Source organism: Brevundimonas sp. FV1ps31S, assembly GCF_058681265.1.
This window is the reverse complement of the sequence record NZ_CM178735.1, coordinates 736387-752644: the sequence shown is the minus strand read 5'-3', so window position 1 is coordinate 752644 and position 16258 is coordinate 736387. Positions and strand designations below refer to the sequence as shown.

Below are 16258 nucleotides of genomic sequence, written 5' to 3'. Positions count from 1 at the left end.
CGTTTCCGCAGGGCTTTACAGCCGCCCCGATATATCGGCATCTTGCATGCCAATATATCGGGGCACAGGCCGAAAGAGCCTGACGAGGAGCGGCTATGAAGCGTGGTTTGTGGATCGTGGGGGCGCTCGCAGGGCTGGTCGTCCTGGGCTTCGGCGGGCTGGCCCTCAAGGACTATGTGATCCTTCATATCGCGGGCTGGCGTGGGCCCAAGGTCGGGCCCAACCGAGAGGTCGTCTGGAACGCGGGTCCCGCAACGCCGCCCGCGGCCCCGTCGGATCGGCCACCCAATGTCATCGTCATCCTGGCGGACGATCTCGGTTTCAACGACATCAGCCTGAACGGCGGGCTCGGGAATGGAACCGTCCGCACCCCAAACATTGACGGATTGGCGCAGACCGGCGCCGTCCTGGCCACCGGCTATGCCGGCAATGCGACTTGCTCGCCGTCACGCGCGGCCTTGATGACGGGTCGCTATCCCACCCGGTTCGGCTTCGAATTCACGGCGGTTCCCGTCCAGTTGGCCCAGTTGATCCCGACGCTCGCGCCGCGCGGCGATGGACCGCGACCGGTCTTCCGGCGCGACCGGGTGAAGGACACGCCGCCGTATGAACAGATGGGGGTGCCCGCTTCGGAAATCACCTTGGCGGAACTGATGCAGGGCCGCGGTTACCACACGATCCACCTCGGCAAATGGCATCTGGGGGAGACCGATGGAATGCGCCCCGAACAACAGGGGTTCGATGAAAGCCTCGGCTTCATCGTCGGCGCCCAGATGTTTCTCCCCGCCAATGATCCGAACGTTGTGAACTCCCGTCAGGACTTTGATCCCATCGACAAATTCCTATGGGCGAATCTGCCCTACAGCGTTCAGTACAACGGCGGCGACCGGTTCCATCCCAACGCCTATATGACCGACTATCTGACCGACCAGGCGCTGGCCGGGATCAGGGCCAACCGAAACCGGCCGTTCTTCATGTATCTGGCCTACAATGCGCCGCACACGCCGCTTCAGGCGCTGAAGTCCGACTACGACGCCCTCAGCCACATCACCAATCACCGCGAGCGCGTCTATGCCGCGATGATCGTGGCCCTGGACAGGGGCGTGGGACGCATCATGAACGAACTGAAGGCGCAGGGACTGGATGAGAATACCCTGGTGGTCTTCACCAGCGATAATGGCGGGGCCAACTACCTGGGCCTGCCGCAGATCAACAAGCCCTTCCGCGGGTGGAAGCTGACCTTCTTCGAAGGCGGCATCCGCGTGCCCTATTTCATGCACTGGCCAAAGCGCATACCCGCCGGCGCCCGGCTGACCGCGCCTGTCTCGCATTTCGACATCTACGCCACCGCCGCCGCCGCCGCCGGGGCCGCCCTGCCCGCCGATCGGAAGATGGACGGCGTCGATCTTTCACCCTTCCTGACCGGCGCGGCCTCGGGACGTCCGCACACCTCCCTGTTCTGGAGATCGGGCGGGTATCGCGTCGTCCGGTCTGGCGACTGGAAGCTTCAGGTGCTGGACCGACCCAACCGAACCTGGCTCTTCGACCTGGCTTCGGACCCCACGGAACAGCACGACCTTTCAGCCCGCCGCCCGGATATCGTGGCCGCTCTGACCGCTGAACTCGAGGCCCACAATGCGCGTCAGGGCCGGACGATGTGGCCGGCGCTCGTCGAAGCGCCCGTGGGTGTGGACCGTACCGGCGAGGAGCGTATTCAGCCGGGCGACACCTATGTCACCTGGTCGAACTGAGACCGGCGATGGAAGCTCACCCCTGGATGATCTGGGCGGCTGCGGCGGGGCTCTACCTCGGGTTTCGCCTTTGGTATGACAATTGGCGCGGGCCGATCCAGGCCCATGAGATCGACCAGTTCATGGCGAGGGCGGAGGCCCTGTGGCCGGCCGGTCTGAACGACATGGCCCAGATCCGCCGGTTCCTCGAAGACGATGACGGCCGGGAGTTCATCATGGTCAATCTGATCCGGGTCCGGCCGGGTCAGGTCGCCGATCCGGTGACGGGACAGGAGAGAAGCGGCCGGTCGATGTTGAAGGCCTACTTCGCCGTCTTCGCCCCCACCCTGATCGTCAACGGCGGACTGCCGCTGCTGAACTACCGCAAAATTTCAGGCTATGTGGACGCGCTGAACGTGCCGCAGGACCCCGGCTGGAGCATAACGGGCCTGATGCGATATCGCAGCCGCCGCGACATGATGGTTCTCGCCACCAATCCCCGCTTCCTCCAGGCTCACGAGTTGAAGATGGCGGCGTTGACCCACGCCATGGCCTTTCCGGCCCGCCCCTTATCCGGCCTTGTCGCCGGACCGCGGCTGGCGCTGGCCCTGATGCTGGGCCTGACGGCCGCGCTGGGCCACCTCATCTGGACAGCGGTCTGATCAACGCGGGAGCGCCTGATGGCTCAGCTTTAAGGCAGGTCGCGATCCTCATGGGCGGACCATAGGGCCGACAATCTGAAGGGCTCAGACCACGCTCAGCATCACCCCGATATTGGGCGGCGTGCGCCCGTCCACCATTTCCACCCAGGCGTCGCGCACGGCCTCGGGGCCGCGGTCATGACGCACGTCCAGCAGGGTGCGGGCGTCGGCCGCGATCCGCGCGCTGGCCTCCTGGGCGCGGCGCATCACGACGCCGGGCCCCCAGTCCTGCTCGCGCTTGCCGAACTGGGCCGGAGCGAAGAAGAAGGCTGGGGTCGCGCCTCGGGTTTCGCCCTTGTGCCGTCTGGCGTCCCAGTGGGTCGCCCCGACGATGGCGCTGAGGACCACGTCCTCCCCCAGATGATCATCGACGGCGCCAATCACCGCCCCTGATCCGGACATGTCCACCAGGGCGGTGGGGACGCCGGTCTCAAGCGTATCGACCTGATCGTACGTCAGGACCCGGTCATAGAGGCCCAGCGATTCCGTAAAGGCGGCGTTTCCGGGAGACGTCAGGCCCACCACCTCCAGCGTCTTGTCCGCAGCCCTGGCCAGCAGCCACGCCAAGCCAAAGGCCGTCTTTGACGAAGCGCTGCCGATCAAGACCCGCGTCGCGCCGAAATTGGCGTTGTCCTCCAGATAGTCCGCCAGGATGTAGGAGGTGGCGAAGAGCGGGAAGAACAGGCACCGCTCGTCTCCCATGGCCGCGATTTCCGGCGGGTCTGCCGCGACACGGGAGTAAAGGTTGTAGAGGCCCGGCAGCGCGCGTCGGTGCGCGGCGACATCCACAAAGGACCCGTCCGTGACCTTGCCCGGCTGCAACACCACATGGGAGGCCATCGGGAAGAAACCGTAGAGACGCTCGCCGACCGCCAGCCCAGCGGCGTTCGCGGCGATCACCGTGCCATAGCCCCAGACCGGCACGAGCCCCCACTCGGCGTCCACCGGGAAGAAGCCCCAGTATCCAATGACATCGCCTGTGACCGCATAGCTGATGTTATTGGCCGTCAGGGCGAACCGGTCGACCGCCACCAGCACCTCGCCCTCCGCCGGGACGGGCAGGGCCAGGGTTTCGATCCGCGCAGTCCGAAGGGCCTTCCTGCCCACCTGGATCTGGATAAGGTCCGTCATCGGCTCGTCTCCGGCTCAGCCTTGCTCAACGCCAAACTTATGGCACTCGATATGCTAATAGAAAAGAGATTGTCGGCTGCATTCTTCGGGTCCCGACCGGATTCACGCCGCCAGCGCCGCCAATCACCGCCGATCAGGCGTCATCGCGCCATGAAGCGGATTGGTTGGAGACATTCAACGAGGCAAGGCGCGGTGGCGAGGCGCTGGCGAAGGTATTCGTTCATTATACAATGAATGACCTAGTCAGGCCGACGGGGCTTCTGCCATGATCGTCCAAATGCCGGATGAAGAACACGGCGCGAGCCGGGCGGGATGGAAAGAATGGATCGGATCACGATGGAAGAGGCGCAGCCGCTTGTTCACGCGCCTGCGGGATTGCTGAGGGGGCGGCGCGAGGGGGACGCCAGGGTGTGGCGCGGGGCGCCCTATGCGGCGCCTCCGGTCGGTCAGCTCCGCTGGAGCCCGCCGCAGCCGCATCCGGGCTGGAAGGGCGAACGTGACGCAGGTCAGTTCGGGCTCCCCGGGCCGCAGGCCGGCCCTCGGGATGTCGCAGACATCGTCTCGATCGGGGGCGCGCCTGAACCCACATCTGAAGACTGCCTGACGCTGAACATCTGGGCTCCGACCGAGGTCGAGAGCGGGGCGCCCGTCATGGTCTGGCTGCACGGCGGTTCCAACCGCATGGGCGCGGGATCCCTGCCCTTCTACGACGGCCAAGCCTTTGCCCGGGACGGCGTCGTTCTGGTCACCGTCAACTACCGGCTGGGTCATTTCGGTTTCTTCGCCCACCCTGCCCTGACGCGGGAAGCTCCGAACGACCAGCCCCTCGGCGCTCCGGGCCTGCTGGATCAGATCGCCGCCCTGGAATGGGTCCGTGACAACATCGCCGCCTTCGGGGGCGACCCGGCCAATGTCACCCTTTTCGGCGAGTCTGCGGGCGGACTGGATATCCTGGCCCTGATGACGGCGCCCCGCGCGAGGGGGTTGTTCCAGAAGGCGATCGTCCAGTCCGGCGGGGGCTGGCTGCCGGCGACGCCGCTGAAGACGGCCGAAGCCCGAGGCGTGGCCGCCATGACCGCCCTAGGTGTGGCAGGGACGGACGCCGCCGAACTACGCGCTGTGCCCTCGGACCGTCTTGCCGGGGTCGAGGGCGGTTTCGGACCGGTCATCGACGGTCGCCTGCTGGTGCGCGACCCGATCAGCGCCTTCGCTCGCGGAGACTTTGCCGACATCCCGCTGATGATCGGGGTCAACAGCGGCGAGGATTCACTGCTGAATTATGGCGACGGCGTGAAGCGGTTCCGGTCGATGATCAAGCCGAACGCGGCTCTCGCACGGCTGTACCCCGAGGCTGCGGGCGATGAGGACCAGCTTGTCCGCCTGGGCTTCCGGGACTTCGGGTTCGCCGGCCCTGCGCGCTGGATCGCCGCCCGACCGCGCCGGTCCAGAGCGTGGCTCTATGCCTTCGACTATGTGGAGGAGGCGCGCCGCGAAACCATGAACCGCGCGGCCCACGGCGCCGAGATCTTTCATGTCTTCGAGACGCTGGATCATCGGCCGGACGGCGCCCCGTCGGCGACCGCTGCGGATCGTGCTGTCGCTGCGGGCGTCCACGCGCGCTGGATCGCATTTGCCCGGGACGGGGATCCTGGTGCGGACTGGCCCGCCTATGACCGTACACAGGATGCGTGGCGTGTCTTCGACAGGACGCCGGGCGGAACGATGCGGCCGGGCTGGTGGAAGGCGTCTCTGGACCATCACGAACGCAAGGCTCGCCTGCTCATCCTTCTGATACGGGCCCGGGATCGCCTGCGGAGGTTGTTTTCAGTTAGGATTAGCCGATGACAGCCAGCATCGCCCGCCCCCGCCCCCCCATCAAGTCCAAGGCGCAAAGGCGCGAGGAGGCGATGAACCGCATCCTTGATGCGGCCGAAGCCCTGTTTGCGCGGGACGGCCTGCACGGTGTCACCCTGAAGGCGGTCGCCGCAGAAGCCGGCGTGGATACGGCCCTGGTCCACTATTATTTCGAGGACAAGACACGGCTCTTCAGCGCCACGTTCGGCCGTCGCGCCGAGGTGGTGAACCAGATGCGTCTGGACAGTCTGAACCGCTACGAGGCGGAACACGGCCAGGCCATGGCCGTGCGCGGCGTCATCGAAGCCTTCCTCAAGCCGATGTTCCTCCTGCTGGAGGAGGGCGATCCCGCCTGGCTGAACTATGCGGCCCTGGTGGCGCAGGTGAACAACACCCCTGTCTGGGGCGGCGACACCATGCATCAGCATTTCGACCCCGTGGTCCAGCGCTTCATCGCCCTGCTCAGACGCATCGCCCCGGAGGCGCCCGAGCGCCAGCTTTTCTGGTTCTACCATCTGCTCTCCGGAGCCCTGACGCTCTCGCTCGCCCAGACCGGACGGATCGACGTGCTGTCGGGCGGTCAGTGCCGATCTTCGGAAATGCTCGCCATCTGCGAGGCGATGGAAGTCGTCTTCACCGGGGGGTTTGAAGCCCTGCGGCAGTCCGGCGTGGGGGAACACGGCAGTGACGGTTGAGGCGTGATGGCGGACCTGGAGACCTGGTTTGATCGGCACGGCGCCGAGATCGTGGCCTGGAGGCGCGACCTCCACGCCCACCCTGAGCTGGCCTTCGAGGAGCACAGAACCTCGGCCTTCGTCGCCGAACGTCTGCGGGACTGGGGGCTGGAGGTTCACACCGGGATCGCCGGCACCGGGGTTGTCGGGATCCTGCGCGGAACGGGAGGGCCGGACGCGCCCTCCCTTGGTCTGCGGGCGGACATGGACGCCCTGCCGATCGAGGAAGCGACGGGGGCCAGCCACCGCTCGCGGAGTCCCGGCGTGATGCACGCCTGCGGCCATGACGGCCACACCGCCATGCTTTTGGGGGCAGCGCGCAGGATCGTCGATCTGGTCCAGGAGCGCGGCCGGTTCGCCGGCGACGTCGTCTTCATCTTCCAGCCCGCCGAAGAGAATGAAGGCGGCGGGCAGCGTATGGTCGAGGAGGGTTTGTTCGAACGGTTCCCGGTTCGCCAGGTTTTCGCCCTGCACAATCTCCCGGGCCTGGAGGTGGGCCGGTTCGTGACGCGGCCCGGCGCCATGCTGGCGGGTTTTGACACCTTCGACATCCGGATCGAGGCCGAGGGCGGACATGCGGCCAATCCCGCCGATGGCGGTGACGCCGTGGTCGCGGCGGCGGCCCTGATCATGGGGTTTCAGACCATCGTGCCACGCCAGACGCCGGCGAGTTCCGCCGCGCTTCTGGCTGTGACGATGATTTCAGGCGGGACCGCGCACAACATCCTGCCGGACGCGGTGACGCTGGGCGGGTCCTTGCGCTGGTTCGAACGCCCGGTGATCGAGGAGATCCGGCGCCGGATGGAGGCCCATCGTCAGGGGGTCGCCACGGCCTATGGCGTGCGGATCACCATGGCCTATCGCGAGCGGTATCCGGCGCTGGTGAATGATGTCGCCGCGATGGAGCTCGCCGCCCGCGCCGCCCGGCGCGCCGTGGGAGATGAGCGCGTCGCGACGGACATCGCGCCCGTCATGGGGTCCGAGGATTTCGCCTTCATGCTGGAACATGCGCCGGGGGCCTACCTCGGCTTCGGAAACGGCCCGGGCGAGGGCGGATGCCTGCTCCACAATCCCCGGTACGACTTCAATGACGGCGCTCTGGAATCGGGCGTGGCCTTCTGGACCGCCCTGGTCGAGACCTTCTTTGAGGAGACGCGGCTGGCCGAAAGACCTGAGCCGCAGCGGTGAGGAGGCCGCGCGGCGGTCAGCGGCGCGTGACCCTCACGACCAGGGTTTCGCCGTCCGCGGCAATGCTGACGATCTGGGCGTCGTTTCGAACCACCGCTCCGCCGCTCACGGCGAGATCATAGCCGTTCGGGTACTGGACGGACGGCACATAGACTTCCGTTGGGCCTGTCGCAGTCCCGCGCACCTCGATCTCGGCTTCGAAAACGCCGCTGTCGCGATCGAACCGCTGGCGGAGAAGTCGTCCCTGAGCGGACCGGACAAACGGGCGGCAGAACCCCTCCACCGCGCGTCCACCGCTGTTCGGATCACCCGGCGTCGCCGCCTGATCCGCCGACCAGATCGACAGATCCTCCTGGTTCCACCCGTCGCCGATCATCGGATCGTTGCGATTGGACGCCGTATAGTTCCACTGGGTCGAGGACAGGCCCAGCTGGTCGATCGCATTGTACATCATGTCCAGGGCGAGAGTGTGTGACTCCCAGAGTTGCGGGCCACGCTCTCCTTCGGCCCAGCGTCGGTAGGCCTGCGCATCGTTCATGTCGAACGGAATCCCGCATTCCCCGAGCAGGGTCGGCGCCTCGCCCTCAAGACGGTCCCCTGCAGCCCGAATACGGCTCATCTCGGCGACATAGTTCTGTTCGATCGCAGCGCGCGTGTCGCGCGGCTCACCAGTGAGGACATGCTTGCCCTCTAGGTCGAACGTCTTGGTCACCAGGGTCGTCAGATCATACCAGTGGCTGGCGTTGACCGTATTGAGCGGACATCCGTCGGGGAAGCCATGGCCCATGAAGGCCTCGAACGGATCCACCTCCGCGAACAGCAGCCAATCCGGACGCAGCGCGCGCACACCCCTGGCGACACGGTGGAAGAAGGGCGCCATACAGTCCCGGCCCACATCGATGGGCTGGCCGGACCTAAGTTTGAAATGGTCCTCCTTCAGCGCGACGGCCTGCCCCTCGCGGATGTCCCAGACACCGGCGGCGCGGAATGGATCCTCGCGTCCAGGCAACCAGACGGCGACCCCATCGGTGTTCAGTCGGGTCTCGCCGCAGATCCCCTGACCGGGCGCCACGACCGGCAGGGTGCGGGTGAGGCCAGAGAGAAGGGCCAGACCGTCGAGCGCCGACCAGATCGGCCCCCGATAGCGGACGATGGGGTCCGACAGGCCTTTGCCGATATAGCCGGCGCCCGGCTCGTTCAGGGTGTCGAAGCCCAGGACATGATCCATGTCGACAAGCCTGGCGGCCAGGGCTTGCATGGCTCCCAGATAGTGATCCTGGAACAGGTCCTGCAGGTGCACGCCTGCGACCTTCGCGTCGGGGGCCAGATCGCGGCCTGCGAAGAACAGTGTCCACATCACGCCATTGGCGGGCCGGGCGTAGTTCCCGCTCCAACTCATGACCGGGTAGCTGTCCTGGCGTCCGCCCAGCACCGGATCATAGGCCTGCTGCATGACATGGGCCGCGCCGGAGGCATGGAAGCGGGTGAAATCGAGCCCCGCCGCCTCAAAGGTCCAGCCGGGTGCGCCGTCGCCCCCGGACATCCGCGCCCAGGCGTCCTGATGGAAATCGACCAAAACATACAGGCCGTGGGCGCCGGCCAGGCGACAGACCTCGGCATAGTAGTCGAGATAGGCCTCATCATAAATTCCGGGGCCCGCGTGCTCGACGGCCTCCCAGGTCGTCAGCAGCCGCAGGCAGTTGAAACCCCAGTGCCGCATCCTGGCGAAATGGCTGTCGATCTCGTCCAGGGGCGCCGGCCGTCCGATGAAGCTGACCGTCCTGTGGTCCGCAAAGTCCGTCGGCAGATAGGTCGGCTGAGCCGGGCTGAACGGGACCTTGCTGTCGCCGCCGAAGTTGACGCCCCGAAGGATCAGATCACGCCCCTGTTGATCCCGGAAGGCGCGCTCCCCGAAGCTTACCCGGGTTAGGGGAGCGAGGGCCGCCGCTCTCGCCTTGTCGTCACGTTCAGCCATGAGTTTCAGCCACTAAAGAATAAAAAAGCGCCGGGGCGGCCCCGGCAGGTAAATGTCCGATCCTCAGACTCGGTCTGAAACAGGTCAAAGCCGGGATCAGGCGGCGGGCCCAAATGCAACCGGCTCCGACGCCACGGACGCGGGCGCGTTGACCATGGCCAGCCAGTAGCCGATCAGGGAGATCACCCCGGTCACGCCCCCCAGCCAGGCGAGGGCCTGGCCGAGGCCCGACGGCCCCGGCAGCAGGGTGGTCATTCCTGCGATGACCGGCGGGACCACCAGCCCGGCGACGAGCGTGCCGATGATCTTCAGCGCCGCCAGGCTCGTGGCGCGCTCCTCATTGGGGATCAGCACGGCGATGGCGGCGGCGTTGACCAGATTGACGATGGTCCCTCCCACCAGCAGGACGAACAGGACCAGGGCGAAGCCGCCGACCGTCGGCATGATCGGGTACAGGCTAGCCGGTATGCTGATGGCGGTGGCGATCAGGGCCGGCAGCAGAATGCCGCCGCGCATCCTGAGCTTCTGGCCGGCGTCGGCCGTATACCCCCCGATCAGGGACCCGAGGATCCCCGCTCCCAGGATGACCAGCCCGATCCAGGTTCCGAACTCGGCGGGCCCCAGCCCGTACTGGCGGATCAGGACCGAGCCGACCCAGAGCGCGGCTGCGCCCTCAGCGAGCGATCCGGAAAACTGACCCACGAACAACGGCCCGAGAAACCGGCGGCGTTTCCAGAAGGCGCGAAGCGTCGGGCCCAGCGCCGTGCTCGTCTGTTCGACCTCGTGCCGCGCCGGTTCCTTTATCAGGAACAGGGGCAGGACCAGCAGGGCGGCGCCTATGCCGACCAGAAGGTGGCTCTCGCGCCAGGGGGCGAGGCCCAGCAGGCCGGCCCCGGGATGGGCGGAGAGATAGCCGAACAGCGCCCCGCCGAGGGCAAAGGCGGCGGCGGCCCCGGCCCAGGCCCCGATCGAGACCAGCAGCATCGACCGCCCCCGGCGTTCGGGCATGCAGACGTCGGCGAGGAGGGAGACGACGACAGGAAAGACGGTGCCGGCGCCGATGCCGGCGACCAGTCGGGCGGCGAACAGGCTGTAGAAGTCCTGCACGAAGGCGGTGCCGATGGTCCCGGCCGCCCAGAGCACGGAGAGCCCGATCAGAAGCCGGATGCGTGTCCCGTGATCGACCATCCAGGCGATCGGCAGGGACAGGACGGCGACCGGAACCGCCGTCGCCGTGCCGATGATCATGCCGAGTTGAAGGTCCGTGAGCCCGAGTTCAGCCTTGGCTGCCTCCTGTAGGGGAGCCAGGAGCCCGCCGACGGTCAGGGCCGAAAAGGTGGTCAGGGTCAGCAGCCAGATGACGCTCCAGCCGGTCTTGCGAAACCTGCCGCCTGAGCTTTGAGGCGCGAGCGGCGCGACCGGCTCCACGGACGATGTGGTCATCTCTGATCTACTCGGTACCGGCACGGTTGGCTGGGTGGCGGGAGCGCCCTGATGGCCGCTCCCGCCCTGGCGTCTAGAAGTTGCGGGTAATGCGGACGCCATACTGGCGCGGCGGTCCCGCATAGCGCTGCCCGCTCTTCACGGCGCCGATGTATTCCTCGTCGAAGACATTGGTCCCGTAAGCCTGCACTTTCCAGGCGCCGCCCGAGGGTTCGAACGTCAGCTGGGCGTTGACGATATTGCGGGGCTCCAGCCGGTCGCCACGGGCCTCATTGGCGAAGATGGTGCCGAAGGTCTCGGAGATATGGCTGTAATCGACGCGAGGCGTCAGCAGGCCGCCGGCGACGACGAAGTCGTATTCGAGGCCCAGATTGAACGTCATCTCCGGCGCATAGGTCTGGGCGTTGCCCCCGACATTGACGCAGTTTGTCGAGGCCGGACCGGTGTCAGGGTCACACCCGCCCGTCAGGGAGCCCCGTTGGTCAATGGCGAAGAAGTCCCCCAGCTCCGAGTGCGACAGCGACAATCCGGCATCAAGCCCGAGCGCTCCGAAACGCCCCTGGGCCGAGGCTTCCAGACCGTAGATCTTCGTCTCGCCGGTGACATTGGAAATGGTGGTGATGGTCGGGGTGGTCGGGTCGCCGATGATGACCTGGAAGTTCTCGTAGATGTTGTAGTAGCCGCCGATCTGGGTCCGCAGGCGTCCGTCCAGCAGGGTGGACTTCCAGCCCGCCTCGAAATCGACGACCTCCTCACCCTCGAAGGCTCCCGGGGTGACGCCCAGGATGTTCGGGCCGTTCAGCCCGCCGGCCTTGTAGCCGGTCGCCACGAAGCCATAGAGGAAGTTGTCCTCATCGAGCGTCCAGTTCAGCGCGACCTTGCCGGTGACCTTCTCATCCACGACCCGGTCGTCCTGGGTGATCGAAAGCCCCAGGGCCGGGATCGCACTGACGGCGTCGTTCTCGACCGTCGAGCGCGAGAAGCGCGCCCCCGCCTGAAGCTCCAGCCGGTCGGTGAGATCATAGCTCACCTGGCCGAAGGCGGCCGCAGTCGTCTTCGGATTGCGGCCCTCAAGGGTGGTCGCGATCAGGAGCGGCACGGTCGACGACAGATACTGGGTGGTGATGTACCCGCCCTCGGGGAAGGTGATCAGATCATCCTGATAATAGGCCCCGATGATCCAGCGCAGCGGGCCGGTGTCGGGCGAGATCAGGTTGAACTCCTGTGACCAGAGCCTCTGGCTCACGTCGATGTGGGAGGTGAACGGCAGGGTCGCAGTTCCGTCCGTATCGGAATCGACCAGCGAACTCCCGTCCTGATAGCCCGAGATCGACCGCAGGATCATGCCGTTGTCGAACGTATAACTGATGTTCAGAACGGACCGGAGCATCTCGTCCTGAGCCGCGAACGGCCCGTTGGTGCGGATGTCGAACAGACCGTCCGTCGAGCCGACGGGGGTGGTGGGATAGCCCCCAAGATCCAACTTGCTGTAGTCGGTCTTGAACAGGACGCGCAGAGCGTCGGTCGGCTGCCACAAAACGCTGACGCGGTAGCTCTGATTGTCCACGGCGCCAGGCTCGCCTTCGGTGGGGGCGCCCTCGACGACATTATAGAAGCTGTCGCGCTGGTCCGTGTTGAAGGCCAGCCTGACGGCCAGGGTGTCGGCGATCGGCAGGTTCAAGGCGCCTTGCAGGCGGACATGCTCATAGTTGCCGAACTGGCCGGTGAAATAGCCCCCGACGCCCGACAGGTCTGGGTTCTTCTGGGTGATGAAGACCGCTCCGCCCGTGGCGTTCTGGCCGGCGAACGTCCCTTGGGGACCGCGGAGCAGCTCCAGGCTCGCGATGTCGTAGAGGGGTTCGTTCTGCAGATAGGCCGGAAAGACCGCGACGCCGTCACGGTAGGTGATGACCCCCACGCCGATGCTCGAGGAATTCTCGGTCTTGCCGATCCCGCGGATATTGAAGCTGTTGCCCATGCCCGAATTTTGGACAGTCACTGACGGTGCGGCGAACTGCAGGGATTCGATATTGGTCACACCCTTGTTCTGCAGCTGCTCGCCGCTGAAGACCGCCGCTGCGATCGGCGTCTGCTGCAGGTTGCTGGTGCGGCGCTCCGCCGTGACCACAACCTCCTCCAGCGCCGGACTCGTGTCCGGCTCCGGGACCGCCTGCTGCGCCTGAGCCGCCCCGCACCAGATCAGTGCCAAGGCTGAGCTCGAAATCCAAATGCTGCGACCCATCATAGGCCCCCTTCTCGCTGGTGTTTCCAAGGCGATCTCCGTCGCCATACGCAAAGGTGTTTCACCGAAGGCCGGCCTCGTCAACGGTCATTCATGAAAGAATGAACATCTTTGACGTCCACGACCGGCCGTGTGACCGCTAGGTTGCGGGGGCACGGCGTCCCGCCTGCGTGGTTCGGTGGTTCCGGATGTGAATGAGTGCGCCAAACTCGAAGCAGCGCGTCCTGCCGAAGGCCGGAAAGCCGGAAGACCGGTGAGCTAAGGCGTAAGGCCCGGGCAGCTACAACGCCGACAATTCATCAAATCGTCGGGGACAGCATTATCTGTGCGCCAGGACAAAACTAGTCTGCCTGTCGAGGTTCATGGTGGGCTCAACCGATCGCTGATCGCGACCAGCGCTCCGGACGGCCCGAGCGACCTGCAGGCGGTACCGTCGAGGCGTCGCCACAGCCTGGTCGCAACATCACTAGAACCCGTGCGCGGCCAACAGCGCATCGACCTCGGCCACTGCGGTTTCGGGCTCCTCGTCCACTAGGCCTTCCGTCACGGCGAGCTCGCGTCCCATGGTGACGAAACGCGCCCGAAGCGCCTCCTCCTCCTCCGGCAGATCGAACCAGATCGCGTTTGCCTCATCCCTCTCGACTAGCGAGGATCGTGACCGGCGGGACCCCACGCGGACCCCGGCGTAGAGGACTTTAGCCTGAAGGGCAGAACAGCCCCCGGCCCGGCACGCCGCCTCAAACATTACATCGGCCGCCTTTCGCTCAGGGCCTTCCGTGGGATAGTCTAGGCATGCCTGATCGTGAACCACCGAGGCGCGCCTGTAGTCGCCCGTGTACGGTGACCCCACGACGGTCCAAAGGGATCGCGGAATACTGGCCCCGTCCAGAACCAGGCCTTTCGGCGCCGACCAAATCCGCCCGTCCCTCGCATGGGTGAAGGTGAAATCGGCCGTCAGCCGCATCAGCCGGCCACCGAGCGGCGACGTCAGCCATACAGTCTCCGGCTCGCCGCTGAAGGTCCCAAATTTTGCGCTCATCCCCTCTTCCCTCCCGACTTCCGATGGAGTTTCCCGCCCAAGGCCCGGCTCTGCCCCGGCCGGCGCCGGCCGTGACGCGCCGGATAGTCGTGGGTCGGCCCAGCCTCCGGGAGCGGCATCACCGGCGTACACCTATTGTCACCGTCCATTGATCAACGGCTTCGAAACTGTCGAGATTGCTTCCCCGACGATAGACCAGACCTAACGAATAGCTCGGGGTCGGCTCGAATAGGAGCTTGGCGGTAAGAAGGTCGGCGTCGCCTTCACTCCCGGACAGAGCTTCGCGCAGGCCATAGGACAGGTTCATGCGGAAGGCTTGTTTTTGCTCCATATCGACAAAGAACCGGACCTCCCCTTCGACATCGATACCGATCCGTCCGAACTCGGGCTTGGTCGCCCATTTCACTTTCGCCCCCGGCTCATCGACCGCTTCGTAGTCGGCCACTCCTGTCACGAGCCATCGGAAGGTCGCGCGGTCTGCGGCGAAGTACAGGGGCGTGTCAAACCCCGGCAACGCCAGGTCAGGCGTGACGCGGGCCACGGCCGACCAGGCGCGAGCGTCCAGATTGTCGTCTGACAGGAACCGGCCGTTGAGGACGAAATAGTGGGTTCGCGTCCAATCACCTCGGGTTTGCAGGAAGCCCGACGTCTGGAGCCCGAAGTTGAGATTATTGGTCTCTTCGGCGTCGGCGGTCGTGTCGCTGTCTTTGCGCTCGTACTGCGCAAAAAGCGTCGGAGCGGTCCGAACGGCCCACCCTATGTGCTCCTCCCGCCAGCGCGGGTTGTCATAGAGTCTGTTCATGGCCCTGTTTGACGAGTATCAGTCCAAAGAGAACGGCAAGCACGTCTCCCGCGCCTTGAAGGAGAATGCGCGGCAGGGATTCTGGAACGGCGCGCGTCCGCCTTTCGGCTATCGCATTGTCGCGGCCGAGACGCGCGGGACCAAGGTCAAGAAGGTGCTGGAGATCGATCCGCTCCACGCCGACACGGTGCGATTGATGTACCGGCTGGCGCTCCAGGGCGACGGTACCTCTGGCCAGATGGGAATCAAGGCCATCGTCTCTTACCTAAACGGTCGCCGCATCTTCACGCGCGACAGCGGGCGCTGGGGCATCGGTCAGGTGCACCGCATCCTGACCCGGCGCACCTACATTGGCGAGCACGAGTTCAATCGGAAGGACAAGGACGGCAAGAAGAAGCCGGTCAGCGAAGTGGTCTTGGTTTCCGTGCCCTCGCTGATCGACCGGCAAACCTTCGACGCCGTTCAGGCGCTTCTCAAGGCCCGGAACCCGAAGGTCATGCCTGCGCGGGTGGTATCCGGCCCAACGCTGCTGACGGGCCTGATCCATTGCGGCAAGTGCGGCGGCGCCATGACCATCCGCACCGGCAAGGGCGGGCGCTATCGCTACTACGCGTGCTCGATCAAGGCTCGCCAAGGCCCGACCGCCTGCGATGGCATGGCGGTCCCGATGCAAAAGCTGGACGATCTGGTCGCCCAGCACCTGGAGACGCGCTTGCTTCAGCCCCAGCGGCTGGAAGAGGTGCTGGAGGCTGTGCTCGACCGGCGCCAGGAGCAGGCAGAGCGTCGGCGGGACCACATCGCCGAACTGAACAAGCGCGCCACGGAGGCCAGCCAGAGGCTGAAGCGGCTGTATGACGCCATAGAGGCCGGTGTGGCCGATCTGGACGACCCGGCGCTGAAGGATCGCCTCGACGGCCTGAAGGCGGTCCGGGACCAGGCCAGAGCCGACGCCGACCGCGCCCAGGCTCTGCTGAACGGCTCAAGGTGCCAAGCCATCACGCCGGAGATGTTGAAGCGCTTCGCTCGCACGGCCCGCCAGCGCATGCGCCTGGATGGCGGCGGCTATCGCCGCGACCACCTGCGCGCTCTGGCCCAGAGGGTCGAGGTTCATACAGGCGAGGTTCGTATTATGGGATCGAAGGACCGGCTGCTTCAGACGCTAGCCGCGAACGGCAATGCAGCAGCAGTGCCCACTCAGGGACTGAAGTGGCGGACAGAGAGGGATTCGAACCCTCGGTAGGCTTTCACCTACACACGCTTTCCAAGCGTGCGCGATCGACCACTCCGCCACCTGTCCGTTCCACGCCACGTCGTGCGCGCCGCCGGAGGTCGATCCGGCGGGAGGCGGGCCTGATAGAACACCATGGCCCCCTCGGCAAGCGCCTCTGACGTCCCCATATAGCGCTGAAGTCATTTTCC

At 65.8% G+C, this 16258-nt stretch carries 12 protein-coding genes and 1 tRNA gene; 6 read left to right on the top strand and 7 right to left on the bottom strand.

Annotation, left to right across the window (positions count from 1 at the left end; genetic code table 11):
• The first annotated feature begins 95 nt into the window (after window positions 1-95).
• Both ACVPT3_RS03505 and ACVPT3_RS03500 read left to right on the top strand, forming a co-directional pair.
• Window positions 96-1751, top strand: a complete 1656-nt coding sequence (locus ACVPT3_RS03505; RefSeq protein WP_492042822.1) for a sulfatase-like hydrolase/transferase — start codon at window positions 96-98, stop codon at window positions 1749-1751.
• A gap of 8 nt (window positions 1752-1759) precedes the next feature.
• Window positions 1760-2392 (top strand): hypothetical protein, encoded by a 633-nt coding sequence (locus tag ACVPT3_RS03500; RefSeq protein WP_492042821.1) that lies wholly within the window; start codon window positions 1760-1762, stop codon window positions 2390-2392.
• Window positions 2393-2476: 84 nt separating this feature from the next.
• Here the strand turns inward: ACVPT3_RS03500 and ACVPT3_RS03495 are convergent, their stop codons facing one another.
• The gene (locus tag ACVPT3_RS03495; protein ID WP_492042820.1) at window positions 2477-3562 is read right to left on the bottom strand and encodes a DUF2855 family protein; all 1086 of its coding nucleotides are present in this window, start codon (window positions 3560-3562) and stop codon (window positions 2477-2479) included.
• 321 nt (window positions 3563-3883) lie between these two features.
• On the opposite strand from ACVPT3_RS03495, the gene ACVPT3_RS03490 reads away from it, so the two are divergent.
• The 3 genes from ACVPT3_RS03490 to ACVPT3_RS03480 are packed head-to-tail and all read left to right on the top strand — an operon-like array spanning window position 3884 to window position 7338.
• Complete coding sequence (locus tag ACVPT3_RS03490) at window positions 3884-5407, top strand: carboxylesterase/lipase family protein (protein WP_492042819.1); 1524 nt, start codon at window positions 3884-3886, stop codon at window positions 5405-5407.
• Window positions 5404-6111, top strand: coding sequence for a TetR/AcrR family transcriptional regulator (locus ACVPT3_RS03485; RefSeq protein WP_492042818.1), 708 nt, complete (start codon window positions 5404-5406; stop codon window positions 6109-6111). Before ACVPT3_RS03490 ends, ACVPT3_RS03485 begins: the two co-directional genes overlap by 4 nt.
• A 6-nt stretch (window positions 6112-6117) precedes the next feature.
• Window positions 6118-7338, top strand: coding sequence for an amidohydrolase (locus tag ACVPT3_RS03480; protein ID WP_492043779.1), 1221 nt, complete (start codon window positions 6118-6120; stop codon window positions 7336-7338).
• Between the two features lie 16 nt (window positions 7339-7354).
• On the opposite strand, the gene ACVPT3_RS03475 is transcribed toward ACVPT3_RS03480, so the two are convergent.
• From ACVPT3_RS03475 to ACVPT3_RS03455, 5 genes are all read right to left on the bottom strand, one after another.
• Window positions 7355-9313: a cellulase family glycosylhydrolase gene (locus ACVPT3_RS03475; RefSeq protein WP_492042817.1), complete on the bottom strand. Its 1959-nt coding sequence runs from the start codon at window positions 9311-9313 to the stop codon at window positions 7355-7357.
• Window positions 9314-9409: 96 nt separating this feature from the next.
• On the bottom strand, window positions 9410-10756 hold the full coding sequence (locus ACVPT3_RS03470) for an MFS transporter (RefSeq protein ID WP_492042816.1): 1347 nt from the start codon (window positions 10754-10756) through the stop codon (window positions 9410-9412).
• A gap of 73 nt (window positions 10757-10829) precedes the next feature.
• On the bottom strand, window positions 10830-12965 hold the full coding sequence (locus tag ACVPT3_RS03465; protein ID WP_492042815.1) for a TonB-dependent receptor: 2136 nt from the start codon (window positions 12963-12965) through the stop codon (window positions 10830-10832).
• Between the two features lie 499 nt (window positions 12966-13464).
• Window positions 13465-14037, bottom strand: a complete 573-nt coding sequence (locus ACVPT3_RS03460; RefSeq protein WP_492042814.1) for a DUF1353 domain-containing protein — start codon at window positions 14035-14037, stop codon at window positions 13465-13467.
• Window positions 14038-14155: 118 nt separating this feature from the next.
• Window positions 14156-14839: a hypothetical protein gene (locus ACVPT3_RS03455; RefSeq protein ID WP_492042813.1), complete on the bottom strand. Its 684-nt coding sequence runs from the start codon at window positions 14837-14839 to the stop codon at window positions 14156-14158.
• On the opposite strand from ACVPT3_RS03455, the gene ACVPT3_RS03450 reads away from it, so the two are divergent.
• Window positions 14838-16079, top strand: a complete 1242-nt coding sequence (locus tag ACVPT3_RS03450) for a recombinase family protein (protein ID WP_492042812.1) — start codon at window positions 14838-14840, stop codon at window positions 16077-16079. The genes ACVPT3_RS03455 and ACVPT3_RS03450 overlap by 2 nt on opposite strands.
• Here ACVPT3_RS03450 and ACVPT3_RS03445 read toward each other — a convergent pair.
• A tRNA-Ser gene (locus ACVPT3_RS03445) sits at window positions 16047-16136 on the bottom strand. The two genes, ACVPT3_RS03450 and ACVPT3_RS03445, sit on opposite strands and share 33 nt — an antisense overlap.
• Window positions 16137-16258: the final 122 nt, after the last annotated feature.